The following is a 26469-nucleotide window of genomic DNA, read 5'->3' as shown; positions in this document are numbered from 1 at the left end:
GAGCGCTTTTTTTCACAGGAGGGAATATGACTATACGCTAAAACTCAGTAAAGACATGTCTATTCATTGAATAGCTATCGACTCTTATAGACTATTAGCCTAAGCTAAAAATAGCTTAAATTTACAACAGGAAATGGGCGATGAATAATAAAAATAATTATCCGCAAGGTATATTTTGCTGGGCTGAACTGTGTACTCATAATTGGAAAGATGGAAAAGCTTTTTATACCTCGTTGTTTGAATGGGGGAATGACGACCAGCCAATTGGCGAAGATGAATATTACACAATGCTTCAAAAGCAAGGTGACGATATTGCTGCCATGTACCAAATGCCTAAAGAGCAAGTGGACGATTCCACACCTAGCTACTGGCTTACCTATATTGCAGTAGATGATGTTGATACATGTGCAATTAAGGCGCAAAAGCTAGGCGCGCAAATTATAGCAGGGCCTCACAATGTTATGAATGCAGGGCGCATGTTAATGCTTAAAGACCCAACCGGGGCCACCGTGGCGTTATGGCAAGGTAAAGAGCATATAGGATGTCAGCGTCCTTGTGAGCTCGGCACGCCTTATTGGCACGAAATGGCAACGCGTGATAGCGAAGCGAGCCGTCACTTTTATTGCGAATTACTAGGTTGGCAAAGTGAAATAAAGCCTATGGAAGGTATGGATTACACCTTGTTCTTAGTTGCAGGTAAGCCTGTAGCGGGCATGCTACAAATGAATAATGAGTGGCCAGAAGACGTGCCTCCCCATTGGATGATTTACTTTGCCGTGGATAACTGCGATAGCTATGTAAAAAAAGCGGCGATCCTTGGAGGGCAAGTGTGCGTACCTGCTACAGATATCCCTGATGTAGGGCGTTTTAGTGTTATTTGCGATCCTCAAGGGGCTGTTTTTTCTATTATTGAATCGGCAATGGATGATATTAAAGCTTAGTAATTGGTAATGCTTAGGATTAATTTTAGGCTTTAGTATGGTTATTTAGTCGCAGTAATTATGTGCTTTTTTGCTATAATGGCGGTAATTACACCGCCAGTCAGCAAGAGAGTCCAATGGAACTTGAACAAGATAGCAATTTAACCCTCCCTTTATTTATTCTAGATGAGACACTAAGTACGCGTGACTTAGCGCAGCCTGACGTGGAAATTTCAGTTATTTTAAGTGATGAGCTACTGACTCAGCTATGTCAAAACCCCAGTGCTGACAGTAGTATTGGCATAAGCATTACGGACTATGAATTGAATGTCATCAATTCAAGCTTTTCAAGTGTAGTGCAAAGTGAACATGACGCTCAACTAACGCTCACTCAAGGCCCTCTATTAAGCGCTGTAGTGACTACAGTTGGTGAGCTGACATTCGTATCACCTCAAGTTGATATGATGCCCACGTTCGATTTGGGCGATGAGGCAGAGTAATGAAAAAGATCATTATAAGTACATTTGTACTAATTATTTTAAGTGGCTGTGCCTACCTCGGAAATGCTCATTATAACGAACTGTTTGGTCCCGAAAAAACACAAGCGCGTATTGTTGACGCTAATAGTGGTGATGGCGCCGAATTTCTTCAACATGTAAAGCCTGTAATAGATACTCGCTGCGTGGTTTGCCATGGTTGTTATGATGCGCCTTGCCAGTTGAAGTTGTCGTCTCCTGAGGGAATAGATAGAGGGCTAAGTAAAGAGCTGGTGTACGACGGCACTCGGTTGTTAGCCTCAACGCCGAGCCGACTATTATTTGATGCAACCACCACTGAGCAATGGCGTGAAAAAGAGTTTAGCCCGGTATTAAACGAGCGAGCACAAAATGAAGAAGCCAATTTAGCCGGTAGTGTGTTATTTAACACGCTGGTATTAAAGCAAAGTTCACCTTTGCCAGAAGATGAAGTATTAGATGAACGCTTTGATTTTTCGCTTAGTCGCAACCAAAGTTGTGCGACCATGGGTGAGTTTGACCAATTAGCGGATGAGCAACCGCATGCGGGTATGCCTTATGGCTTACCAGGGGTATCGGCTGCTGAATTTCAGCACCTACAAAATTGGATTAAAAAAGGCGGGAAAATGGCGCATATCAAGCCGCCATCAGCTGCTGAGCTTGCAAAGGTAAAAAACTGGGAAGCATTTTTAAATCAAGATGGTTTGAAGTATCAGTTATCAGCGCGTTATATTTATGAACATTGGTTTTTAGCGCACATCTATTTTAGTGATGCGCAATCACCAAACTTTTTTAAGTTGGTGCGTTCAAGCACTCCTCCTGGGGAAGATATTAAGTTAATTAGCGCCCGTCGCCCTTATGATAACCCAAATGTTGAGCGTGTTTATTATCGACTGCTTCACGATCGTTCTACTATTTTGTCAAAAACGCATTTGCCGCTTAAGTTAACGGATGAGAAGTTAACGCGCTTATATCAGCAGTTCATCGCACCAAAATACACTGTATCTAGCTTACCAAGCTATGAGCCAGCACTTGCATCAAATCCATTTAAAACTTTTGAAGCACTGCCTATTGATGCTAAATATCAATTTATGCTCGATGAAGCTGAATTAATTATTATGGGCTTCATTAAAGGGCCTGTCTGTCGTGGTCAAATTGCACTGAACGTGATTAATGACCATTTTTGGGTGGCATTTGCCGATCCTGAAAAAGTGGCGACTCCAGAGGTTGGTAAAATGCTAATGCAACATGAAGACGCATTAGAGTTACCAGCAGCCGAGGAGAGTAATGCGTTACCTATTTCTAACTGGGTAAAATACTCAGTTCGCGAAAAACGCTATTTAAAAGCCAAGGTAGAGCTAGCTAATAAAATGTTCAAAAATGGCGAGCACTTAACTACTGATTTACTGTGGAAAGGGGAAGGGCATAACCAAAATGCGGCGCTGACAATTTTTCGTCATTTTGATAGTGCAACAGTTGTAAAAGGGCTTGTTGGCCAGCAACCTAAAACGATGTGGGTACTTGATTATGCATTATTTGAGCGTATTCACTACTTACTAGTGGCAGGCTTTGATGTGTATGGCAATATTGGCCATCAATTGATAACACGTTTATATATGGATTTTTTACGCTTAGAGGGTGAGCAAAACTTTCTTGCGTTATTACCAGAGTCACAACGCGAAGCTATTAAGCAAAGCTGGTATCGTAAATCACCGCCAAGTCTATCGACCTTTTTCGAAAATAACCGTGAGTTTAGTCAGCCCAGCGGTATTAGTTACCAAACTGATAAGCCACAATCAGAGTTATATGGATTAATTAAACAAACGCTTGAGCCGGTATTAAGTCCTCGTTATGACTATAAAAAAGTACCCGCACCATTAAGTGCAATTAACACCATGCCCGCTAAAGCAATTAACTTACTCCCGCAGCTATCGTATGTGTTAGTAAAAGAGCAAGATGAGCACAAGGCTTATACGATTATTCATCATAACGCGCATTATAATATTTCGAGCTTATTAAACGAAGACGGCCAGCGTGCTTATGAAGAAGATACCGTGACAATTGTGCCTGGTTTTATTGGTGATTACCCATCAGCAATTTGGTATTTAAATAACCCGCAACAAGTTGCTGCATTTGCAGAGCAGCTATCGCTTATGCAAGTAGAGGCGGATTATCGGGCTTTAAAGTCTAAGTTTGCGATTCGTCGAACGCACCCTCAGTTTTGGCAATACAGCGATATATTACATCACGTTGCCCGCCAGTATCGGGGGGTTGAATTTGGTATGTTTGATTATAACCGCTTAGAAAATCGTTAATGATATTGTAAGTAGCCCAGCTTTTTAGTTGGGCTTTTTTATATCTAATAATTAGTGAATTAACTGATTAACTTGCTACAGTTAGATTAAAGTGAAAATAAAAAGCAGCTTGGTTTATGTTTAATATTGTAAAGAGTATTCGCAAGCGTTATCGGTGGGCATTAATTGCTATTGCCTTGCTGATCAGCGTATCCGCACTACTCATGCAATACGTCTTTTCTGTGCAAAAATACGATGCGAAAATTATCAATATAGCGGGTAAGCAACGTATGCTGTCACAAAAAATAGCGTGGCATAGTAATGCGCTAATTAATCAAACAGCTAACAAAGAACAGCACCTGAAATCGTTAGCCCACTCACTTAGGCTATTCGAGCAAGGGCATACTTTTTTACTCACTAAAAACGAGCAAGGTGAGGCGATTTATTTAAATGCTGCTTTAGTTGATTTATATTATGCCGCCCCAGGTAACCTAGATGCCGAGGTATCTAGTTTTATAAAACAAGCAAAAAAATTACTGACCCAACAAGAACAAGCGAATCCCGTGATGTTTTCTGTGGGCGAGATTGAAGCATTATTAAAAAAATTAGACACCGCGGTGAGCTTATTTGAGCAGCAAGCGGTGACAAAGGTTAATTGGGTTGCCAATATTGAGCTGTTGTGTTGGTTTTTGACTCTAGCGTTATTGCTTATAGAGTTAAGATTTGTGTTTATGCCAATGGAGAGGCAAGTTTTGCAGACCCTGCTTGAGTATCAACAACAAAAAGAATTTGCCGAGCAAGTCAGTCAGAATAAAGAACATTTTATTGCACGCGCCAGTCATGAGTTTAGAACTCCGTTACAGGGATTAATTAGTTCTATAAATGAATTAAGCATTCCCAGCTCGCAACAACAAATTCAGCGTCAAGCTCAGTATTGTTCTGTTAGGCTGCTAGCGATGTTAGATGAACTTCAAGATTTACAGGCGCTTAGTTTAAACCGTTGGTCATTAAAGCCGACCTCAGACAACCTACTAACAACTTTAAACAAAATACTGGCTGTGTATCAATATGGCTGTACTGAGAAAGGGTTAAAGTTAATTACCGAGTTAGCACCGAACTTAGACTGCGCGGTGATTGTAGATCACGCACGGCTACAACAAATTGTTTCTGAACTACTTAATAACGCATTAAAGTTTACTGAGCAAGGAGAGGTCACCGTCATTGCTACGCTCAATAACCATCAGTTAGAGTTAAGCATATAAGACAGTGGTTGTGGCTTTAGCCACCCGGTTGGTCAGCTCGAATTAGATAACACTCAACAAAGTAACCATTTTCAAGGCCTTAGAACAGGGCTTACCCGCGTGCAATATATTGTTAATGCGCTTAATGGCGACATTCGTTTTGAGAATAATCATCCACAAGGCGCCATTGTATTTTTAAGCCTACCATTAGAGATGGACACAAGCGAAACTAAGCCAACGCGCTTGCCTGATGATCTTAAGTGTTTAGTGGTTGAAGATAACCCGCTCAACATGTTAGTTCTAACAAAGTTATTAAGTTCTTTGAACATACAGGTTGAATCGGCTGAAAATGGCAAAGTCGCTTGTAAAATGGCGGCTGAAAATAGCTATGATGTTATATTTATGGATTTAAATATGCCGGTTTTAGATGGCTTTGAAGCCACAAAGCTGCTACATGAAAAAGACAAAACACGACCCATTATTGTGGTTACCGCAAACACTTCTGATAGTGATATAGCTCGCGCTAAAGCTTGTGGAGCAATAAGTCATATTCATAAACCTATAGATCAGCAAAGTATAATAGCGGCACTAAACGATGCTCTTCTAACAGAGGTTGATTAAATCTCACTTGCCTAATTGTTATTTTGTACGTTAATTTGAATTTTTAAGCCTTATTTTGGGATCTAGTGTGCGCTCAATTTTACTTCAGCAATTTAATGGTTATTTATCCACCGGTGGCAGTAATCGCTATTATATTAAGGATTTAACTTGGTAAGTAAAACAGGGGGAACACTGGGTATTGCTTGGCGGCAATGGCGCCGGTAAATCTGCGCTTGGGGCTACGCTTATTGGTGAAGCCAAGCAACAAAGTGGGCAACGCCATAGTACTTTTAATAATCTACAGTTGGTTTCAAGTGATTTACAAAAGCAGTTATTAAGCGCTAATCGCAAAAGTGATAAAACACAAAAAGTAACCGATATACTCTTTTCTGCGCCTGAAATAAATAACGATTTATGCCAACAGCTAATTACAGCTCTTAATTTTGATGCCTTACTTAATCGTAACTTTACTGATTTATCGACCGGTGAAACACGTAAATTATTATTGATTAAAGCACTGTCTGCTAACAGTGATTTAGTTGTGCTTGATGAACCATTTGATGGCTTAGACACTGAATCGGCTAGGCAGTTAAACCGCCTATTAAAGCAACTGAGTACGCACACTTGCTTTGTGTTTGTGCTAAATCGTATCGATGATATTCCTGCGTTTGTTGATCACTTTGCTTATGTGAGTAAGGGTCTTTTACAACATAGCTTAGCAAAACCGTGCGCAGCAGAACGAGCCGATTTGTTTAAGTTACTGCATTTAGAACATACACCTATAACTATTCCAGATTCACCCGAACCTACTTTTATTTCAAATGTAAACACGCCACTCGTTAAGCTTACTGATGCGCATGTACGTTATGGTGAACAGACTATCTTTGAGAACTTAAACTGGACAATTAAGCAACACCAACACTGGCAACTTACCGGTAAGAATGGCTCAGGAAAAACCTGTTTATTAAATTTAATCACCGGTGATAACCCTCAGTGCTATAACAATGAGATTGAGGTGTTTGGTTTCAAGCGTGGCACAGGAGAGAGTATTTGGGATATAAAACAGCATATTGGTTATATCTCTAATACCTTGCATTTACAGTATAGAGTGAGTATTTCGGCGCTCAATACTGTTATCTCTGGGTTTTTCGATAGTATTGGTTTATATCAACAAGCCAATGAGTTACAAATGCGGTTAGCGAAACAGTGGCTGGCATTAATTGGCCTAAGCGATAAAGCAAATTGCGCTTTTACCCAACTATCGTATGGCGATCAGCGCCTATTACTTATTGTACGCGCAATGGTTAAACACCCCGCCTTAGTTATTTTAGATGAGCCATGTTTAGGGCTTGATGAGGCAAATCGTCAACGCGTTTTACTGCTAATAGAAAAGGTGTGTGCGGCAAAAACGAGTACCGTTATTTATGTAAACCATCATGCAGCAGATACCATTAAAGGGATTGAACACACCTTAAAAATGGAAGATTTTAAACCAACTTACTATGAACAGCATACAGCTCATAGTGAGTCGATTATATAAGCTTGTTTATAACTGAGTCACCGTGAATCCTTGGTCACGCAGTTGTTTAATTAAGCCATGTTGCTCAACTAAATGCAGAGCACCTACCGCTATAAAAATATTGCCTTGTTCAAGTTTTGGGGTGAGCTGAGTGACCCAATTATTATTACGCTCAATTAGCATCACTTGTTCGCTTTGTTGGCCGTATTGGCTGTTATCAAAACTTGTGTGGTAGTAGCTGGTTAGGGTTTTCATATCGCCCTGTTTCCATGCATTTACTAGAGAAATAAAGTAGGTATTAATATCACTGAGTTGTTCAAAGGTTTCTGCCATCATAGCGTTGCTTAATGACTCTAACCCATTAAACATTTGTAGTTGCTGCTCTATGGTTTCAAGCTCTGCAATTTTAATATTATGCTGTTGGGCATAATCTAATATTTGCTTATCAATGCCATTTTTATCTGAATATCCTGCGTTTTGAAACTCAATTTGCATCATGGTTAACATCACAGCCCAAGGTTTAAAGCTGTTGAACATGGCAATATCAATCGACTTTTTAGCAAAGTAGTCTTTCAGGAGTTGATAATTTTCTGTCGACAGCTCACTCTGCAGTGTACGCCCGTTATTAAGCAGCATATACGGCATAGAGCGTTGCTGCATTTGTAAAGGTGATAGCTTACTAATATCCACTTCAACAACCACTTGCTTACTGTTATCCAGTGCGTGAGTCACTTTTTGTGGTAGCCCTTTCATGCTGGCATCACCTACATGCACGGTGCCAAATAAATACGAACTAGCGCCTTGTTTTTCTATTTTGAATAGAGCAGGAGCTGCATAGCCATTGACACTAAATGCTAAAAAAACGAACGCTATCAATAAATGACTGATACGCAATGACACTTTCATAAAGAATCCTAACCAAGTTAAAGTTGTTTTATAAATACTAACTTAGTTTACTTTATAGGTAACGTAAAAATGCCAGATTAAAAAGCGCTATTGATACCAATTATTGCTGTAGGCCATGTTGCCAAAATTAGTCAAAACGCGTTCACTTTGTTATGAACTCAAGGCGATTCGTGAAAAGCTTCATAGACTGAGAAAAAACACCACCATGACCTACAGCAGCACTAATGCTTTTTTTACCTTGGCTAATTAAGCCCATAAAACAGACCACCAAAGCAGAACGGTGATGAGCATGGCGATAAAGACACTGGCAGAAGCGATGTCTTTAGCTAGGCCTGATAGTTCATGATATTCGCTACCGATGCGATCAACCACCACTTCGACTGCGGTATTGACCAACTCAGCAAATAACACAAACAATAAGCTGGCAATTAATATTAACTTGCTACTTAAAGTAATTTCTTGCAAGCAGGCAAATACGCCTAGCAAACTAAATAAAACCAACTCTTGCTGAAAAGCAGCCTCAAATCGGCTCATCCATTTTAGGCCGTTAAATGTATGGCTTAAGGTAAAAATTAGCCGCATTAGGCCTTGGCGTTTTATAACGGTTTTATTATTCATATTTTAGCTTCGCTATGGTTAATCGTTTGACATGACGCGAGTAAATCTTCAGAGGTTTGGTAGGTTTTACTCACAACACCGGTTAAGTTTAAAAGGGTATGAAAAATAGCATCGTGTGATTGCGCTAAAGTGCTATTTAAATTGTTGAGACACTTGGCTGTAATGCGCTGATTATGCTCATCAGCCCAGATGTAAAGAGGCACATGGGTTTGAGTTGTTGGTGCAAATGCATAGGGAAAGCCATGTAAGTACGCACCATTTTCACCGAGCGACTCGCCATGGTCCGACACATACAGTAATTGCTTATCAATATTGGCTGGTAGTGCCTTTAACTGTTCAATAACTTGAGCGTTGATAAAATCACTATAAGCAATTGTATTATCGTAGGTGTTAACCAGTTCTTCAGCGTTACAGTTCTGAATATCGCTGCGGTCGCAGGTTGGACTAAACTGTTTAAATTTTTCAGGGTAGCGCTTAAAGTAAGTAGGGCCATGTGAACCCATCATATGCAGCACTATAAGCGTATTAGCCTGACTCAAGTTAGCAAGCTTGTGCTTTAGTGGGGCTAGCAACGCTTCATCAAAACAGTATTTACCATCACATAGTCCGGATGCTTTGCTATCAATATTAATGGTAGGTACGCGCGAGCAGACGTTTTTACAGCCACTGTTATTATCAACCCACAAGACATCTGCGCCTGCTTGTTGTATCAAATCAATCACGTTTTGCTGATTATCACTGTCTAAACGAGAAAAATTGGCATGAGTTTGCAGTGAAAACATACACGGTACTGACACTGCTGTGGCCGTGCCACACGACGATACATTATCGAAATAAGTGACATTATGTTTTTGTGTGTATTGGTTGGTATTGCGCTCATAGCCTTGGTAGGAAAAATTTTCAGCTCGTGCGGTTTCACCTACTACTATGACAGTAACTCGTGTTGTACTTGGCGATGCTAAAGTTGGTGTGGTATCAATATTTTTAAATTTAATATCGCTGTAAAGCAACTGGTCACGTGCATACTTATAGCCACTAGAAAGGTATTGAAATGGAATGATTTCTTTTTTCAATATACGGTTATTTCGACCTGTTGCCGCATAATCGGCGTAAAAGTTTACTACTACTAAAGCAATCAAAGCACCGCATGCTAGTAACAGTTTAATACGACTGAGTATTTCTTTGTGTGGGCGGGCACAGTTTACGTTTATACGACTCAAAACAAAGGCAGGTAATGCGCCAAAAAGCAGTAAAAAGCCAACAAGTTGCAAGTTTAAATAGCTTAACGCTTCACTAGAGTCCGTCTCTGCTGCGTTTTGTATCATTGAGTAATCAAATACCACTCCATAGTTTAATGAGCCGTAAAGTGCGGCACTTGAGAGCACGAGTAGTAAGTAGTTGATGGGTTTTAATAGCCCTCGAACAGACACCAAAGAAAAAAATATAACTAATAAACACACAAGTAGTAGCGGTACAGAAAATAGAAATAACCACGAAAATGTGTGCAGCGAAGTAATAGCGCTAAACGCACCATGCATAAATGGAATATTAATGATTAAGCCGTAATAGCATGCCATTAAAATAACAAATGCATTAGCGCTGCAGTTAAAGTAAAAGCGCTTTTTGGTGTTTGCTTGCGATTGCTTACTGAGTTTGAAAATTGAATTCATAACACATCTCTTTTTAGTGAACGTTGTTATGCTAGGTCGTCACACTTAAGAAACACTTAAGAAGTCAATTTATTTTATTTTGTGAGCTATAAAATACAGCGGTTTGCTAAAAATTAATCAAACCATAATTCACCGTTATAAGAATAGTGAATTTCCTGAGTTGAAATGAAGGGATAAAAAATTCACTTTGTTTAGGTTGTTTGAATTTTAAAACCTAGGCCTGCGTGTTTTTATAATTATTTTGGATTGAATTTGATGTTGACTTAGCGCCCTGAGCGCGGTACTAATATAAAAAGACAGCGAAACAAGAGTTTCGTAATTACAGAAATTAAATGGTATTAAATTTTATGCTTAACAATGCACTTAACCTAGTCCTGATTATTATCGTGGTGATTATTCCCGCGAGGGCTTCGTAGTGCTTTAAAAAACTAAGCATTGAAAAGCCCTCCGCACTTAACCGTCCGGGGGGCTTTTTAGTTTTAAGATTAAATTTTAACGGGTTGTCACACAGGAATGAGGATTTACTAATGACAGGCGCAGAACTAACAATTGATTTACTCGCCAAGCACGGCGTAGATGAAGTATTTGGCTACCCAGGTGGTGCTATTATGCCCATCTACGATGCCTTGTATGGTGCGCCTGTAAAACATTACCTCACTCGCCATGAACAAGGCGCAGGGTTTGCAGCTGTAGGTTATGCACGCAGTACTGGCCGCTTAGGTGTATGTTTAGCAACATCAGGCCCGGGTGCTACTAACTTAATTACCGCATTGGCTGATGCCATGATGGACTCAGTGCCTTTACTTGCCATCACCGGGCAAGTACCAACCGCAGCTATTGGTTCTGACGCCTTTCAAGAAATAGACGTGTTGGGTATGTCGCTTTCATGTACAAAACACAGTTATATGGTTGAGCGAGCAGAAGATTTAGCCGAAATATTACAAGAGGCGATGCATTTAGCACAAAGCGGTCGACCAGGCCCTGTTTTGGTTGATATCCCCAAAGACATTCAAATGGCGCAAGTACCTTTTAAACCTTGGTTAGCGGTAGATGAATATTTGCCTCAACTAGATCTAAATCAAGTCGCTATTGCTAACCAACTACTCAGTGAAGCCAAACAGCCTGTTGCCTATGTTGGTGGCGGGGTCCATGCCGCTGATGCGCAAGCGCAGTTAATGCAATTTTTAAATAAAACGCAAATGCCAGCGGTTTCAACCCTTAAAGCATTGGGCAGTGTATTACCTGATTACGAATATGATTTAGGCATGCTAGGTATGCATGGCGGTCAAGCGGCTAATTTAGCGGTGCAAGAATGTGATGTATTAGTGTGTATTGGCGCACGCTTTGATGACCGTGTAACGGGCAATTTAGCTAAGTTTGCTGCAAAAGCAAACGTAATTCATTTAGACATAGATGCAGCCGAGGTCGGAAAACGTAAACCTGTAAAAGCGTCATTAATTGCTGATTTAAAAACTTCTCTCCCTGCACTTGAGTGCGTGGTTACACCAAAAGCGTGGTGCGATCATAGTAAACAAATGAAGGTCAAACACGCGTGGCGCTACGACTACCCTGGTGAAAAAGTATTTGCTCCTTACTTACTTAATCAACTTAGCCAGCGTATGCCAAGCACTAGTGTGGTGTGTTGTGATGTAGGCCAGCACCAAATGTGGGTCGCTCAGCACATGAAGTTTAGCCACCCTTGCAACCACTTAAGCAGTGGTGGTGCAGGCACTATGGGGTTTGGTTTACCCGCGGCTATAGGTGCACAGATAGCGCGTAAAGATGACTTTGTGATCACCGTTTCAGGCGATGGTTCAATCATGATGAACATTCAAGAGCTTGCCACTATTCGCCGTAATAATTTACCAGTAAAAATACTGATACTTGATAACCAGCGCTTAGGAATGGTGCGCCAATGGCAAGAACTATTTTTTGAAGGGCGTTACAGCGAAACTAACCTATCAGACAACCCTGACTTTGTACAACTTGCTGCTGTGTTTGGCATTCCTGGGCAAACTATTACCCATGCCAACCAAGTGGATGATGCAATCACTGCCTTATTAAATAGCGATGGACCCTATATTGTTCATGCTTGTATCGATGATAAAGAAAACGTATGGCCACTTGTTCCGCCTGGAGCTGCCAACGATGAAATGATGACGGAGAAAGCACAATGAAACACAGTTTAACTATTGCCTTAAAAAGCCAAAGTGTCGCAATCGAGCGCTTTTTACGTGTGGTGCGTCATCGTGGTTTTGATTTAACTCACTTACAGCTCAATATGGACGATGGTCAATATAATATGGCGATGACGGTTGATAGCGATAAGCCAATTTACTTGCTTACCAGCCAGTTAAATAAATTGGTTGATGTGAAACATGTAACGCTACAAAGCTTACAGCAACAGGCTGTATAAAATAAATTTAACGAATTTTACGAGTAACTGATTATTTGGTTATTCATCAATTTTTAGAATGAGGAATGCCCGCATTAATTGCGGCAAACACTGAGGTAACTATGGCTAAATTAAGAAGTGCAACTACCACTGAAGGGCGTAAACGCGCAGGCGCAAGAGCATTATGGCGTGCAACAGGCATGACTGATACCGACTTTGGTAAGCCAATTATTGCTGTTGTGAACTCATTTACGCAATTTGTACCGGGGCATGTGCATCTTAATCAGCTTAGTGAACTGATGGCTGAAACCATTACTCAGGCCGGTGGTGTACCAAAAGAATTTAATACCATTGCTATCGATGACGGTATTGCCATGGGTCACGGCGGTATGCTTTATTCTCTGCCATCGCGCGATTTAATTGCCGACTCAGTAGAGTATATGGTGAACGGCCATTGTGCCGATGCGATGATTTGTATTTCTAACTGCGACAAAATCACCCCTGGAATGATGTTAGCGGCGCTGCGTTTAAATATACCCGTTATTTTTGTATCGGGCGGCCCAATGGAAGCAGGTAAAACCAAATTAGCGAATATCGATATTAAGCTCGATTTGGTTGATGCTATGGTTAAAGGCGCTGATGAATCGGTAAGTGATGCCGACTCTGAGCAAGTTGAGCGATCTGCATGCCCTACCTGTGGGTCGTGTTCAGGGATGTTTACCGCCAATTCTATGAACTGTTTATTAGAAGCAATTGGCCTTGCGCTGCCTGGTAACGGGACCACGCTTGCGACCCATAAAGACCGCAAACAACTATATGTTGAAGCGGGTGCACGTATCGTTGATTTATGCCGTGAGTACTATCAAAAAGATAACCAAGACGTACTGCCTCGTGCTATCGCTAATAAAACCGCATTTATGAACTCTATGGTGGTTGATATTGCTATGGGCGGTTCATCAAATACGGTATTGCATTTACTCGCAGCGGCACAAGAAGCCGGCGTTGATTTTGATATGTCACACATTGATGAACTTTCACGTAAAACCCCGTTTTTATGTAAAGTTGCTCCAGCTACAGCGCAATACCACATTGAAGACGTACACCGTGCTGGTGGCATGATGGCGATAGTTCGCGAGCTTGGAAAGGCAGGGTTAGTTGATTTATCGGTTAACCATGTTGCTGGTATGACAATGGGTGAACTGGTTAAAAAGTGGGATGCAACCGATCCGAATAACGAAGCTGCGCAAAAGTTTTATCGTGCTGGCCCTGCAGGTATTCGTACCACTAAAGCAATGAGCCAAGATTGTCGTTGGGATGAGGGTGATAACGACCGTGAAAACGGTTGTATTCGCAGTGTAGAACATGCATTTCGTCAAGATGGCGGTCTTGCCGTACTTTCAGGTAATTTAGCAATAGATGGCTGTATCGTTAAAAGTGCGGGTGTTGTTGATGAAATGCTGCATTTTGAAGGTACTGCTGTGGTATACGAATCACAAGATGACTCTGTAGAAGGGATTTTAAATGGCGAAGTAAAAGCCGGCGACGTGGTGGTTATTCGCTATGAAGGGCCTAAAGGCGGCCCTGGCATGCAAGAAATGCTATACCCAACTAGCTATTTAAAATCAAAAGGCTTGGCAGAGCAATGTGCATTAATTACTGATGGGCGTTTTTCAGGTGGCACGTCGGGTCTATCGATTGGCCACGTATCGCCGGAAGCTGCCAGCGGTGGCGCAATTGCTTATGTTGAAAACGGCGATAAAATTATCATCGATATTGCCACCCGAGAAATTACGCTGGCGTTAAGCGATGAAGAGCTTGAAGCTCGCAAGCAAAAACAACTGGCTCGTGGTAAACAAGCGTATAAACCGCTTAATCGTGATCGTTATGTATCATCTGCGCTTAAAGCGTATGCGCTACTTGCAACCAGCGCAGATAAAGGTGCAGTTCGCGATTTAGCCAAACTGGAGGAGCTTAGCTAGGTATGGTTTCTCAAGAACTCGATTATTTTCGCGCGATTATCCAAGCCAATATGGAGCCTTTAGCCAAGGTGACTGAGGTAAGTGAAATGGCCGAATTGAGTACACGATTAGGTAATCATGTTTGGTTAAAACGTGAAGACCAGCAACCCGTGTACTCGTTTAAATTACGCGGTGCTTTTAATAAATTAAATAAGCTGCCTAAAGGCTCGGTTGTGATCACCGCATCCGCAGGTAACCATGCCCAGGGTGTGGCACTAAGTGCCTCACACTTAGGGCACAAAGCCACCATTGTGATGCCCGTGACCACACCTGAAATAAAGGTTAATGCGGTAAGGGCATTGGGTGGTGAAGTCGTATTGCATGGCCATCAATTTGATGCCGCAAAAGCGTATGCGCTGGAATTAACTGAGCAGCGAAACGGCGTATTTGTACCGCCATTTGATGACCCTGATGTGATTGTTGGTCAAGGTACGGTTGCCCGTGAATTAATGCAACAGCTCAACGATTTAGATGTGGTATTTATTCCTGTTGGCGGCGGCGGCTTGCTGGCAGGTATGGCGGTATATATTAAGTCGCTGCGCCCCGATATCAAAGTGATAGGGGTTGAGGCGAATGAAAGCGCCTGCTTAAAAGCTGCTTTAGTAGCAGGCGAGCCGGTAGAACTCGATCGCGTTGGCAGTTTTGCCGATGGTGTTGCCGTTAAAATAATTGGTAGCGAAACATTCAGACTGGCACAAAAGTTTTGTGATGAAGTAGTTACCGTATCAGACGATGAAATATGTGCAGCCATGCAAGATATTTTTGTATCAACCCGTGCTATAGCTGAGCCTTCAGGAGCGCTTGCAACTGCAGGGCTTAAAAAATGGTCTCAGCAGTCGGGTTTAAAGGGGTTAAATTTAGCCGCTATTTTGTCTGGTGCTAATTTAAACTTTGATCGCTTACGTTATGTGGCTGAGCGCACTGCGCTGGGTGAGAAAAACGAAGCTTTATTAGCCGTGACCATTGATGAAAAGCGCGGTAGTTTTAAGCAGTTTTGTACATCTTTAGGTGGGCGTGCCATTACTGAGTTTAACTATCGTTATGCGGGGCCTGGCGAGGCGCAAATTTTTGTTGGTATTGCGCTACGTCAAGGGTTAGCAGAACTTGAAGAGCTTAAACAAAGTCTAACAGATAACAAATATACCTTTTGCGATTTGTCAGATAACGAATTAGCAAAGCTGCATGTACGCTATATGGTTGGCGGTAAAGCGCCAGAGCAGTTACATGAACGCTTACTAAGGTTTGAGTTTCCAGAGTATCCAGGCGCATTGGCGCGCTTTTTAGATACGCTGGGTAGTAACTGGAATATCACTTTATTTCACTACCGCAATCATGGCGGGTCAATGGGGAATGTATTAGCAGGCTTTGCTATTGAACCAAGCCAATATGAGATGTTTAATGAGCACTTAAATCGGCTAGGTTACAGTGTCCAAGACGAAACCGATAATCCCTGTTTTACTCAGTTTTTAACTACCCAACCTCAAGCAGAAAAGCTTGAAAAAATCGCTCTAGCCTAACTCTATCCTAAGCAAGCATCTTATCCCGATGCTTGCTTTATTAGCTGTTTTACATATAGTTATAATTAATTATCATGTTTATGGAAGCCTGCTTTGCTACTTAAAGGAATAATAATTAGCATCTGCTTTTTTTGTAGCCAGTTAATGGCGCAGGAATCAGTCACGTTACAATTAAAGTGGACGCACCAATTTCAATTTGCTGGCTATTACATGGCCAAACAAAAAGGCTTTTATAATGAGGCCGGTTTAGACGTCAATATAGTTCCTGCCGATCCAAAACGGCCAAATAGTTTTGGTGCGGTAGAGCGAGGAGAGGCGCAATTTGGTGTAGCACATTCAGGTATATTAGAACGCCGTATTGCCGGTGAACCCTTTGTAGCCATGGCTGCCATATTACAGTTTTCTCCTTACTGTTGGATGGTAAAAGAAACTTCAGATATTTTTCATGCTCGTGATTTTATTAACAAGCGTGTAAGTGAAGTCAGCAAAGAGAGTAATTCTGAGTTACTAACTATGCTTAAGCGCAGTGGTATTGATACCGAAAAACTGGCTGTTTACAAAGGCGATGAATTGCAACAAGCATGGATGGAAAATAAATTAGATGCCATAGAAGTGTATGTTACCGACCTACCTTATCATATGGATCAGCAAGGGGTTGCTCATAGACTTATATGTCCACAACGTTATGGGATGGATGTATACGCGGATATTTTATTTACCAGCGATAGTATGGTTAAGTATCACCCCGATACGGTAGAAAAGTTTTATCAAGCAAGTTTAAAAGGGTGGCGCTACGCGGTAATGAATATGGATGAAGCCATTGCCATAACCCAACAGTTTTATGCGCCTGATCGCAGTTTTCATCAACTGGCATATGAGGCTGAGGTACTTAAAGACTATATTGCTCCACCGAGTACTACTGTGGGTAATATGTCGATGGCTAAATGGCGTTTAATTGCTGACTTATATGAGATTGATCAAACAAAGTTTGATGAAGTAAAAGCTGATTTTATTTATAAATATAAAAAGCAAGAAACACTGCAGCTTTCTTGGATGCTGATTGCGGCTATTATAATAAGCATTATTTCTATCCCCCTCTATTTACGTTTAATGTTTAAATCGCGCTAGTGGATTACTTACTCCATTCCCTTGCTCTGCGAGGTTAAAAAAATAACTGCTTAATCAGGTGCTATTGTGCTGGTATAATTAAGCGTCTTTTTTATATCCTAAGCTGTTATGACCTTAACTGAGCAATTTTCTGCCCTCGACTCTTTGCTAATGAATACTCGCTTGTATTGGCAGTGTACTGCATTTGATTTTGACGCTTTACCTTGGCCTGAATTACATGCTCCTTTGAGCGCTTTATCCGATCAGGCGGTTGCTGAATTAGACTCTGATCAAGAACAGCTCTATCAGTTTTTTTCATCCTATATTCCCGCTGTTGAGCAACTTAGCCGATTAGTGTCATTGCCTGCCATTACTAACACTCGGAAGGAATACCCGTTTTGGATCAGTAATGGTATTAAAGGTCGAAAGTTTACTCAGCTACAAGATTTTGTTGGCGCATTGCCCACTAGTAATCAGCCTGTATTAGAGTGGTGTGCAGGTAAAGGCCATTTAGGGCGAATGTTAGCTTTTAATGGTGCGCAGAGTATACACAGCGTTGAGCTACAATCTCATTTGTGTGAACAAGGGAAAAAAAGTGCACAGCAGCAGGGACTTGCAATACAATTTAGCCAAGCCGATGTACTTAAGGATAGCATTCAGGATTTTTTTAGCCCACACACTCATGCCGTCGCTTTGCATGCCTGCGGTGCGTTACACCAAACTTTTATGCATCAAGCCAGTGCAGCAAAAGTACCACAAATTAGCTTTTCACCTTGTTGCTATCATTTATTTACTGATAATAATTACCAAGCGATGAGCGAGCATGCTCAGCAAAGTCGATTAAACTTAACTCACAGAGATTTAAAGCTCGCCCTGCAAGAAACTGTTACAGCTCCTTCGCGAGTAGGCAAAGTGCGAAAAACAGAAGTGGAGTGGCGACTAGGGTTTGATGCCTTAAGAAAGTCACTTACTGGTGAGTTAGGGTATGTCAGCGTCCCTTCAGTGAATAAAGCGATATTTTCAGATTCGTTTGCAGCATTTTGTAACTGGGCGGCAGACAAAAAAGCCTTAAAACTGCCAAAAGATATTGATTACAATAAGTTTTTATTGATTGGGCAGGCGCGAAAAAAAGTAACAGAGCGAGTTGAACTGGTTCGACATGTGTTTAGAAGAGCAATAGAAGTTTGGCTTGTGCTCGATCGTGCTTTATATTTGCAGCAGCAAGGCTATGACGTCAGTGTTAATACATTTTGTGAGAAGCAATTAACACCCCGTAATATTTTAATTTTAGCCAGTTTAAAAACGCCCTCAACCTAAAAGAGATGTAATGAGAAATTTAAATAACTTACTAGAAAATAATAAACGCTGGGCATCTAGAACGAGCGAAGCGAACCCTGAATTTTTCAAAATTTTATCGATGCAACAAAACCCAGAATACTTATGGATAGGTTGCTCTGATTCACGGGTGCCAGCTAATCAAATTGTTGATTTATTACCGGGTGAGTTATTTGTGCACCGTAATGTTGCCAACGTGGTTGTACATACCGATCATAATTGTTTATCGGTTATGCAGTACGCGGTCGAAGTATTAAAAGTAAAACATATTATGGTTGTTGGCCACTACGGTTGTGGTGGTGTGCAAGCGGTACTAAACGAGGACCGCTTTGGCTTTATTGATAACTGGCTGCGCCACGTTGGTGATGTAAAAGAAAAACACCTAGAGCAACTTAATGCTCTGCCAGAAAAACAACGTCTTGATCGTTTAATAGAGCTTAATGTGATTGAGCAAGTGCGTAACGTATCTCGCACTAGCATTGTTCAAGATGCATGGCTAAGAGGTCAAGAACTCACGGTTCATGGTTGGGTATATGGCTTAGAAAATGGTCATTTGCATGACTTAGAATCGGTAGTTAGTTGTGCTGAAGAAGAGTGTGAAAGCTATAAAAAAGCAGTACACCATGTACTAAATAAATCTGCGGACAGTCACCTTTAATATGGCCAAAACGGCGCTAATAATCGGCAGTACCGGCTTAGTTGGCACCCAGTTATTACAACAGCTGTTAGCATCTTCTTGCTATTCAAAGGTAGTGAGTTTATCGCGCCGCCAATTAGATTTTTCTCATCCTAAATTAATTAGCCATGTTATTGATTTTGAAAATTTGACGCATCATGTTGAATTGTTCAAAGGTGACGTATTATTTTCTTGCTTAGGGACCACATTAAAGCAAGCGGGTAGTGTGGCTGCACAACGTAAAGTTGATTTTGAATACCAATTTATTTGTGCGCAAATGGCGGCCAATAACGCTGTTCCGCATTATTGTTTGGTATCGTCAAGTGGCGCAAATGCGCATAGTATGAGCCGTTATTTAAAAATAAAAGGAGAGCTTGAGCAGCAGGTGAAGCAGCTTGGCTTTGCACGCTTGAGTATATTGCAACCGTCTTTATTAGTCGGCGAGCGTTCAGAGCTTAGAATTGCAGAAAAGTTCGGTGAGGTGGTACTTCCACTGCTAACGCGTTTTGGTATCCTCAAACGGTATAGACCCATTACCGGTGAGCAAGTAGCTAATAAATTGCTGAGGGTAAGCATAGAGCAGCAACAAGCAACGGGTTATTATGTGCTGGACGAGCTATTTGAATAACTGAGTGATTAGCGCCATAAAGCAGGTTCGTCTATGGCGTTATATTTATTATTCAGCGTCTGTTTTTGCCGATAATTGCTGTTCAAGTATCGCCACTTTTGCTTCTAATTCAGTTAGCTTTTCACGTGTGCGGATCAGCACTTGGCTTTGAATATCAAACTCTTCACGGCTTACAAAGTCCATTTCGGCAAGCTTGTTTTGTAACACTTGCTTAGTTTTACCTTCAAGTGTATCAGCCAGGTTTTTTACACCTTGTGGCATGTTATTAGTGATCTGTTTCGCAATTTCTTCAAGTTTTGCTGGGTTAATCATAGTCTTCCCTTGCCTGTTGCCTAAAATGATAATAACTAATATTACCTTATTGGCTAGGCGTATTGTAGTGATTACGTTAAAATTGCCCGTCTTTTTGCAATCAGCTGGTCGTTATGAAACTCAATCCTAAACAAGATGAAGCGGTAAAGTACATTAGTGGTCCTTGCTTAGTATTAGCCGGCGCAGGCTCGGGTAAAACGCGAGTTATCACCAACAAAATTGCTTACTTAGTACAAAAATGTGAGTATCAAGCGCGTAATATTGCGGCGGTTACCTTTACCAATAAAGCGGCTAAAGAAATGCGCGAGCGGGTTTTGCAAACCTTAGGCAAACAAGAGTCTAAAGGTTTATGGGTGTCTACCTTTCATACGCTTGGGCTTGAAATCATCAAAAAAGAGTTAAAAACACTGGGTTTTAAGCCTGGTTTTTCGCTGTTTGACGACCAAGATACGAATCAATTACTTGCTGATTTAACCGAAGACGAGCTTAAAAAAGACAAAGATTTACTGAACCTACTTAAAATGCAAATTGGTAGTTGGAAGAATGAGCTTATTTTACCAGAGCGAGCTATTCGCGAAGCCAGAGAGCCGCAAAAAGCATTGTTTGCTCAGTTGTATGCGCGATACCAAAATCAATTAAGAGCGTATAACGCGCTGGATTTTGATGATTTAATTATGATCCCCACGCTGCTTTTAAGTAGTAATGCCACATCACGTGAGCGATGGCAGCAGCGTTTCCGTTATTTACTGGTGGATGAATATCAAGATACCAATACCAGCCAATATCAATTAGTGAAATTGCTGGTAGGCGAACGAGCACGCTTTACTGTGGTGGGAGATGACGATCAGTCAATTTACTCTTGGCGTGGTGCTCGTCCACAAAACTTGGTGTTATTAAGTAAAGATTACCCTGGGCTTCGATTAATAAAACTAGAACAGAACTATCGTAGTGCTGGGCGCATTCTTAAAGCGGCCAATATCTTAATTGCAAATAACCCCCATGAGTTTGAAAAAAAGCTCTTTAGTGAGTTGGGCTATGGTGAGCAAATTAAAGTCATTGGCTGTCGCGATGAAGAACATGAATCAGAACGTGTGGTTGCAGAGATTATTTCTCATAAATTTATGAAACGCACCAGCTATAAAGATTACGCTATTTTGTACCGGGGTAACCACCAAGCGCGGGGCTTTGAAAAGTCGTTAATGAGTAACCGAATCCCGTATAAAATTAGTGGTGGAATGTCGTTTTTTTCACGTTCTGAAATTAAAGATATCATGGCTTACTTACGTCTTTTAGTGAATCAAGATGATGACAATGCTTTTTTAAGAATTGTGAATACCCCACGTCGTGAAATTGGTACAGTCACGCTTGAAAAGCTTGGCACCTTAGCTAATGAAAAACACCAAAGCTTATTTGCGACCTGCTTTGATAACGACTTAGGATACAGACTAAAAGGACGTGGTTTAAATGCACTAGCTGGGTTTGCCCGTTGGGTGGTTGAGCTTTCAGATAACGCAGTGCGCAGTGATACACTGGAGGCGGTGAAGGATTTAGTGCGTAATATTAATTACGAAGCTTACTTGTATGAATCATCGCCTAGTGCCAAAGCCGCTGAAATGCGGATGAAAAATGTGTCCGAGCTGTATCGCTGGATAACAGACATGTTAACAGGCGATGCCGATAATCCGCCAATGACACTGGCTGAAGTAGTTAGTAAATTGACCCTTCGGGACATGCTAGAGCGAAACGAAGAAGAAGATGAAGCTGATGCCGTGCAATTATTAACTTTGCATGCCTCAAAAGGACTCGAGTACCCCTATGTATTTATGGTCGGTATGGAAGAAGGATTGTTGCCACACCAAGTAAGCATTGATGAAGATAATGTGGATGAAGAGCGCCGTCTTGCCTATGTAGGTATTACCCGCGCGCAACAAGAGCTGACTTTAACCTATGCTAAAATCCGCCGTCAGTTTGGTGAAACATCACAAACAGAGCTCAGTCGATTTGTGCAAGAGTTACCGCAAGATGACTTAGCCTTTGAAAACAAAAAAGCGCCTAACACCCAAGCTGAACGTATGGAAAAAGGCCAAGCTCGGGTTGCAAATTTAAGAGCAATGCTGAAAAAGCCACAATAAGGTGTGTTTAGCGCTATTTTAATTCTGAGTTTTTAAGTGTAGCTGGTATAGCGCTGGTTAATGGGTGCTGTTTAGCAACGAATAGGTTTATGCCGTGTTTATCTAAAAGAGCTCTAAAGTTTAATATTGATGGGCCTTTAGCTATCACTTTTATCTGTTTAAGCTTAGTAATAGCCAACACCCCCTGCAACTGTAAATCGTAGCTTTCTTGTTGTAATACTCGTTTACTGAAGGTGGAGCTAAGGAGTAAATAATCACACTCTACTTCAGTCACCAAATTAAGCTCGCATTTGTCTTTTGCGAAATTGTTTAAGCCAATCGAATGACCGAGTTTTTTAAGCTGTTTTAAGTTCTCTAATTGCTGTGCGCTGGCATAACGCAGCTCCTGCTCATCAAACAACAAGCAAAGCTGTTCATTGTTTACCGGTTGTTTTAGTGTCGCTTTTAGTAAAGAAAATTCATGCTCTTCTAACAGTAAACTGGAGCAAGGCAATAGCGCAACGGCTATCTCTGCATTTTGTGCTTGTTGGTAAGCTTGTTGGATGAGTTGTAGTTCAACTTTGGTATGTTGTTCTTTATCATTCGCAAATTTCTTTAAAATATCAAAACTGGTAAAGCCAAGGACTGGGTGTTCACCAAAAGCCTCAAATAACGATGCACTCTGATAATGCTCATCCAAGGTGATAATATCTGAGCTACGAAACGTCATAGGCAATACATCAAGGTGATGCAATGTTTGTGACTCATGTTGCAACATAGGCTCAGTGAGCAGTGGATGAAATAACTCAAAGCGGTTTTTACCTGAATTTTTAGCATAATACATAGCAGCATCGGCGTCGCGAATGATTTCATCGGTATGTTTATAGCTTTGCTTTGAATAGGTAATCCCAATACTGGCACCACTTTGTACACACACGCCTTTAGTACAAAACGGCTTTTGCATAATTTTAATTATGCGATTGGCAACATCTTCTGCCTGGTTTGGCTCAGTCAGGTGGGTCAGTAATACTACAAACTCATCTCCGCCTAAACGCGCTAATAAGTCATGTTCACGAATACATTGTGAGAATAATTTACTAACACTAATTAAAAACTCATCGCCGGCATGATGCCCGAGCTGATCATTGATATCTTTAAACTTATCAAGGTCAATAAACAATACAGCAAAGTGCTCATTTGGATTGCGTTGATAATATTGCAGGGTTTTTTCTAGTTGAGTTAAAAATAAATTCCGATTTGGTAAGCCTGTTAGTGAGTCATGGTGAGCATCGTGATAAAGTTGTTGTTCTATTTTTTTACGTTCATCAATTTGCATTTGCAAATGTAAATTTGCTTGGCTCAATTCTTTAGTTTTTTCATTAACTCGTGAGGCAAGTTCTTGGTGGCTCTTTTTTAGTGCCTGTGAAGCTAATTTTGTTTGTAATACCGTGGCAATTTGATGCGATACAAAGGTGATTAGCTCTGCATCATCATGTGTAAAAAGGTGTTCATTATTATAAGCTTGGCAAACAATTAACCCTATAACGCCTTGCGAAGTTTTTAGCGGAGCGCCTAGCCAGCTGGTGGCTCTCTTGGATTCATCAATTGGTTTTTCACGCTCTACAATGCCACTATTTAATAACTCTTGTGCTCTTTTCGGATGAATTATTTGTGTTTCTTCGGTGCTTATAACCAGTTCACTGTAGCCTTTTGCAAAGCGCCGTGGTTGAGTGCTGCCTTGGAATTCATCAACACTGTAGGGAAAACTGATCCAACCTGATTCTTTATCATACAAGGCAATATAAAGGTTTCTTGCGTAAGTAATGGTTTTTATTATTTCGTGTATTTGAAAATAAGCATCATCTAAATTTTTGGCTTGGGTTGTCAGCTCTGAAATTTTGAATAATATTTGCTGGCGTTGCAGGGCACCTTTTCGCTGTTGTATTTCAACATTTAAAGCGTCATTACTTTGCGTTAATGCTCGGGTTCTTAATTTTACTTCTGATTCGAGTAACTCTCGTTTTTTAACCCGTTCAATTGCGGTGGCTAAATAGAGTGACATGGCCTCAAGCAGGTTTATTTGTTGAGAACTGTAACCTTGTTCTGTGTCGTAACTTTGCGCGGCTAACACACCAATAATGTTTCTTTCTTGATAAACGGGAACGCCTACCCAGTGTTCTGCAGGTGTACCCAATGCTTTAAATAAGCCTTGCTGGGCAGCATCATGCATTTGCTGTTTGGTAAAGTAAGTGGTTTTCCCTTGCTTGAAGACATAACCCGTTGCGCCTTCTTCAAAATTATTATCTCGATTAAGTGGTACTGCAATGCCATCTTTTTCATCAGAAAAATAAGATAATTCTAACTGTTGTGATTGGGGATCAACCAGCACCACATAAAAGCTTTTACTCGGAACATACTTTTGTAAAATGTCATGAATAGCAGGGTAAAGTAAGGTTAGCTCGGCAACAGTACTTGCTTGCTCTGATAATTGTATCAGGGCATTGTGGAGGTGGTAGGCATGTTTGTACTTTTTTAATAGTGCTTTTAGTCGTTTATTTTGGCGCACTACGCTATTAGGTACAATAAGTTTATCTTCCAATGATGTTTAACCAGTTATAATTTTTTGTATAGTTATTAATCATTATAGTTCCACTTTTAACATTTTGCGTCAAGTAGATATTTTTCTTAATTATGTAGCTAAAACTCATGAATTAGAAACAAAAAAGGCTTACTAAAACGTAAACCTTTTATTTAAAGCATTTTGACTTGGCTAATTTTAGTTAGCGGTCATGAAATCGATTGCTGCGCTTATTTCATCATCAGAACAATCCATACACGTTCCACGCGGTGGCATGGCATTAAAGCCATTGATCGCATGATCTAATAAGGTGTCTTTTCCTTTAGCGATACGAGGAGCCCAATCGTCAGCTGATTTAGGAGCGCCTAAAGCACCTGTGCCGTGACAAGCAAAACAGGCTGCTTGATATACTTGCTCGCCTGAACGAGGACCTGTTGGTGCAGCAACCGCTACTTTCTCACCTTCAAGGTAAACAGCACCAATAGGCGCTAAACGTTTTTTAATTGCATCTTCAGTCATAGAGTTATCATATGGCTGTGCGTATGCGGTGGTTGCTAGCACAAGTAATGCTGCAGCTGATAGTTTTTTCATTTTGCCTTGCCCACTTCAATTTGAACGTGATCAATCACGATTTTAAATGACGGAATTTAGACCAATTATAACTCCACTCAGTGATTTATAAAATGCTCAGAGTCGATTTTATTTATAAATACGACTAATGATTGTCTTAACTCAATAAATTACCTAAATAAAACGGGATCATTAGACATCTAAATGCGATCAGAACCCTAATAATTAGCTAATGGCCAATACGTTACGTACTAGTTTTTCGATTCCTGCATCGGCATCCATAATTGATTGTGCCAACATATAAGCAGGTGTTGTAACCAGCTTATTATTTTTATCAATAACAATATCATCCACTTTACACTCAATATGCTCAGCGCCTAATGTGGTCAAAGCATCGGCCGTGTCGCTATCATTACCAATAGTGAGCTGTGGTTTATTATAAATGAATGGCAATAAAGCGGGTGCAATACACATATAACCGGTGGCTTTATTTGCTTTTGCAAATGCTTTACAAGCGCTCAGTACTTCGTCATTTACTTTCGCGTTAGTGCCATTAATAGCAAAGTCAGATAAGTTTTTAGCTACACCAAAGCCGCCAGGAATAATTAAAGCGTCAAATTGTGTAATGTCTAATTCAGCGAGTGACTTTATATTGCCACGGGTGATTCGAGCCGATTCCACTAATACATTACGCGACTCTGCCATTTCTTCACCAGTAATGTGATTAAGAGTATGGTACTGCGTAATATCGGGCGCAAAACACTGATATTTCGCGTTGTTTTTTTCAATGTGTAATAAAGTAAGCACTACTTCATTAATTTCACTGCCATCAAATACGCCACAACCTGCTAAAATTACCGCTATATTTTTCATATTATTTTGCTCCATTGAAGTCATTTTAATAAAGTTTAACACGACGAATCAGCCTATCTAAAAATT

The 26469-nt window shown here is 40.8% G+C and carries 19 protein-coding genes and 2 pseudogenes; 14 read left to right on the top strand and 7 right to left on the bottom strand.

All coding sequences use genetic code 11. The annotated features are described in order from the left end of the window. Positions 1–140 precede the first annotated feature (140 nt). From QL989_RS06565 to QL989_RS06545, 5 genes and pseudogenes are all read left to right on the top strand, one after another. Positions 141–941 (top strand): VOC family protein, encoded by an 801-nt coding sequence (locus QL989_RS06565; protein ID WP_075169511.1) that lies wholly within the window; start codon positions 141–143, stop codon positions 939–941. Between the two features lie 116 nt (positions 942–1057). Beyond that, the gene (locus QL989_RS06560) at positions 1058–1420 is read left to right on the top strand and encodes a hypothetical protein (RefSeq protein WP_290169184.1); all 363 of its coding nucleotides are present in this window, start codon (positions 1058–1060) and stop codon (positions 1418–1420) included. Continuing rightward, positions 1420–3750: a fatty acid cis/trans isomerase gene (locus QL989_RS06555; protein WP_290169181.1), complete on the top strand. Its 2331-nt coding sequence runs from the start codon at positions 1420–1422 to the stop codon at positions 3748–3750. The genes QL989_RS06560 and QL989_RS06555 overlap by 1 nt, the downstream gene beginning before the upstream one ends. A gap of 116 nt (positions 3751–3866) precedes the next feature. Continuing rightward, a pseudogene (locus QL989_RS06550) lies at positions 3867–5591 on the top strand (response regulator). Between the two features lie 67 nt (positions 5592–5658). Beyond that, positions 5659–7110: pseudogene (locus QL989_RS06545) on the top strand (ATP-binding cassette domain-containing protein). Positions 7111–7116: 6 nt separating this feature from the next. Here the strand turns inward: QL989_RS06545 and QL989_RS06540 are convergent. The 3 genes from QL989_RS06540 to QL989_RS06530 all read right to left on the bottom strand — a co-directional run bounded on the left by QL989_RS06540 (position 7117) and on the right by QL989_RS06530 (position 10283). Further along, entirely contained in the window at positions 7117–7995 is an 879-nt protein-coding gene (locus QL989_RS06540; RefSeq protein ID WP_054202573.1) for a TraB/GumN family protein, read from the bottom strand. A gap of 246 nt (positions 7996–8241) precedes the next feature. After that, complete coding sequence (locus QL989_RS06535; protein ID WP_010390346.1) at positions 8242–8613, bottom strand: diacylglycerol kinase; 372 nt, start codon at positions 8611–8613, stop codon at positions 8242–8244. Further along, positions 8610–10283, bottom strand: coding sequence for a phosphoethanolamine--lipid A transferase (locus QL989_RS06530; RefSeq protein WP_290169177.1), 1674 nt, complete (start codon positions 10281–10283; stop codon positions 8610–8612). Before QL989_RS06530 ends, QL989_RS06535 begins: the two co-directional genes overlap by 4 nt. 527 nt (positions 10284–10810) lie before the next feature. Here QL989_RS06530 and ilvG point away from each other — a divergent pair. The 8 genes from ilvG (at position 10811) to QL989_RS06490 (ending at position 19959) form a co-directional block, all read left to right on the top strand. Beyond that, positions 10811–12460 (top strand): acetolactate synthase 2 catalytic subunit, encoded by a 1650-nt coding sequence (gene ilvG, locus QL989_RS06525; protein ID WP_290169175.1) that lies wholly within the window; start codon positions 10811–10813, stop codon positions 12458–12460. Next, positions 12457–12699: an acetolactate synthase 2 small subunit gene (gene ilvM / locus QL989_RS06520; RefSeq protein ID WP_028834467.1), complete on the top strand. Its 243-nt coding sequence runs from the start codon at positions 12457–12459 to the stop codon at positions 12697–12699. The genes ilvG and ilvM overlap by 4 nt, the downstream gene beginning before the upstream one ends. Positions 12700–12800: 101 nt before the next feature. Further along, positions 12801–14657, top strand: a complete 1857-nt coding sequence (gene ilvD / locus QL989_RS06515) for a dihydroxy-acid dehydratase (protein WP_109875496.1) — start codon at positions 12801–12803, stop codon at positions 14655–14657. A gap of 2 nt (positions 14658–14659) precedes the next feature. After that, a complete protein-coding gene (gene ilvA, locus QL989_RS06510) occupies positions 14660–16213 on the top strand; it encodes a threonine ammonia-lyase, biosynthetic (RefSeq protein WP_178954674.1) in 1554 nt (517 codons plus the stop codon). Between the two features lie 144 nt (positions 16214–16357). Then, the gene (locus QL989_RS06505) at positions 16358–17341 is read left to right on the top strand and encodes an ABC transporter substrate-binding protein (RefSeq protein WP_290169172.1); all 984 of its coding nucleotides are present in this window, start codon (positions 16358–16360) and stop codon (positions 17339–17341) included. Positions 17342–17449: 108 nt separating this feature from the next. Beyond that, the gene (locus QL989_RS06500; RefSeq protein WP_290169170.1) at positions 17450–18637 is read left to right on the top strand and encodes a methyltransferase; all 1188 of its coding nucleotides are present in this window, start codon (positions 17450–17452) and stop codon (positions 18635–18637) included. A 10-nt stretch (positions 18638–18647) separates the two neighbouring features. Further along, on the top strand, positions 18648–19313 hold the full coding sequence (gene can, locus QL989_RS06495; RefSeq protein ID WP_008112739.1) for a carbonate dehydratase: 666 nt from the start codon (positions 18648–18650) through the stop codon (positions 19311–19313). A gap of 1 nt (position 19314) precedes the next feature. Beyond that, positions 19315–19959: a short chain dehydrogenase gene (locus QL989_RS06490; RefSeq protein ID WP_290169166.1), complete on the top strand. Its 645-nt coding sequence runs from the start codon at positions 19315–19317 to the stop codon at positions 19957–19959. A gap of 48 nt (positions 19960–20007) precedes the next feature. Here the strand turns inward: QL989_RS06490 and QL989_RS06485 are convergent, their stop codons facing one another. Next, on the bottom strand, positions 20008–20271 hold the full coding sequence (locus QL989_RS06485) for an accessory factor UbiK family protein (RefSeq protein ID WP_008112735.1): 264 nt from the start codon (positions 20269–20271) through the stop codon (positions 20008–20010). 113 nt (positions 20272–20384) lie between these two features. Between QL989_RS06485 and rep the strand changes: the two genes are divergently transcribed. Continuing rightward, entirely contained in the window at positions 20385–22403 is a 2019-nt protein-coding gene (gene rep, locus QL989_RS06480; protein WP_290169163.1) for a DNA helicase Rep, read from the top strand. Between the two features lie 13 nt (positions 22404–22416). Here rep and QL989_RS06475 read toward each other — a convergent pair whose 3' ends face one another. The 3 genes from QL989_RS06475 to elbB form a co-directional block, all read right to left on the bottom strand. Beyond that, a complete protein-coding gene (locus tag QL989_RS06475) occupies positions 22417–24981 on the bottom strand; it encodes a diguanylate cyclase (protein WP_290169161.1) in 2565 nt (854 codons plus the stop codon). A gap of 177 nt (positions 24982–25158) precedes the next feature. Beyond that, on the bottom strand, positions 25159–25551 hold the full coding sequence (locus QL989_RS06470; RefSeq protein WP_008112730.1) for a cytochrome c5 family protein: 393 nt from the start codon (positions 25549–25551) through the stop codon (positions 25159–25161). A 204-nt stretch (positions 25552–25755) separates the two neighbouring features. Then, entirely contained in the window at positions 25756–26403 is a 648-nt protein-coding gene (gene elbB / locus QL989_RS06465) for an isoprenoid biosynthesis glyoxalase ElbB (protein WP_010390362.1), read from the bottom strand. Positions 26404–26469: the final 66 nt, after the last annotated feature.

The sequence above is a fragment of the Pseudoalteromonas sp. APC 3224 genome, assembly GCF_030407535.1.
Taxonomy (GTDB): domain Bacteria; phylum Pseudomonadota; class Gammaproteobacteria; order Enterobacterales; family Alteromonadaceae; genus Pseudoalteromonas.
Note: the sequence above shows the minus strand (reverse complement) of the source record. Positions and strands in the feature narration are given on the sequence as shown.

Bases quoted from the DNA above. Each gene is read 5' to 3' on its own strand.
- QL989_RS06565 (WP_075169511.1), top strand. From the start codon at position 141: ATGAATAATAAAAATAATTATCCGCAAGGTATATTTTGCTGGGCTGAA.
- QL989_RS06560 (WP_290169184.1), top strand. From the start codon at position 1,058: ATGGAACTTGAACAAGATAGCAATTTAACCCTCCCTTTATTTATTCTA.
- QL989_RS06555 (WP_290169181.1), top strand. From the start codon at position 1,420: ATGAAAAAGATCATTATAAGTACATTTGTACTAATTATTTTAAGTGGC.
- QL989_RS06540 (WP_054202573.1), bottom strand. From the start codon at position 7,995: ATGAAAGTGTCATTGCGTATCAGTCATTTATTGATAGCGTTCGTTTTT.
- QL989_RS06535 (WP_010390346.1), bottom strand. From the start codon at position 8,613: ATGAATAATAAAACCGTTATAAAACGCCAAGGCCTAATGCGGCTAATT.
- QL989_RS06530 (WP_290169177.1), bottom strand. From the start codon at position 10,283: ATGAATTCAATTTTCAAACTCAGTAAGCAATCGCAAGCAAACACCAAA.
- ilvG (WP_290169175.1), top strand. From the start codon at position 10,811: ATGACAGGCGCAGAACTAACAATTGATTTACTCGCCAAGCACGGCGTA.
- ilvM (WP_028834467.1), top strand. From the start codon at position 12,457: ATGAAACACAGTTTAACTATTGCCTTAAAAAGCCAAAGTGTCGCAATC.
- ilvD (WP_109875496.1), top strand. From the start codon at position 12,801: ATGGCTAAATTAAGAAGTGCAACTACCACTGAAGGGCGTAAACGCGCA.
- ilvA (WP_178954674.1), top strand. From the start codon at position 14,660: ATGGTTTCTCAAGAACTCGATTATTTTCGCGCGATTATCCAAGCCAAT.
- QL989_RS06505 (WP_290169172.1), top strand. From the start codon at position 16,358: ATGGCGCAGGAATCAGTCACGTTACAATTAAAGTGGACGCACCAATTT.
- QL989_RS06500 (WP_290169170.1), top strand. From the start codon at position 17,450: ATGACCTTAACTGAGCAATTTTCTGCCCTCGACTCTTTGCTAATGAAT.
- can (WP_008112739.1), top strand. From the start codon at position 18,648: ATGAGAAATTTAAATAACTTACTAGAAAATAATAAACGCTGGGCATCT.
- QL989_RS06490 (WP_290169166.1), top strand. From the start codon at position 19,315: ATGGCCAAAACGGCGCTAATAATCGGCAGTACCGGCTTAGTTGGCACC.
- QL989_RS06485 (WP_008112735.1), bottom strand. From the start codon at position 20,271: ATGATTAACCCAGCAAAACTTGAAGAAATTGCGAAACAGATCACTAAT.
- rep (WP_290169163.1), top strand. From the start codon at position 20,385: ATGAAACTCAATCCTAAACAAGATGAAGCGGTAAAGTACATTAGTGGT.
- QL989_RS06470 (WP_008112730.1), bottom strand. From the start codon at position 25,551: ATGAAAAAACTATCAGCTGCAGCATTACTTGTGCTAGCAACCACCGCA.
- elbB (WP_010390362.1), bottom strand. From the start codon at position 26,403: ATGAAAAATATAGCGGTAATTTTAGCAGGTTGTGGCGTATTTGATGGC.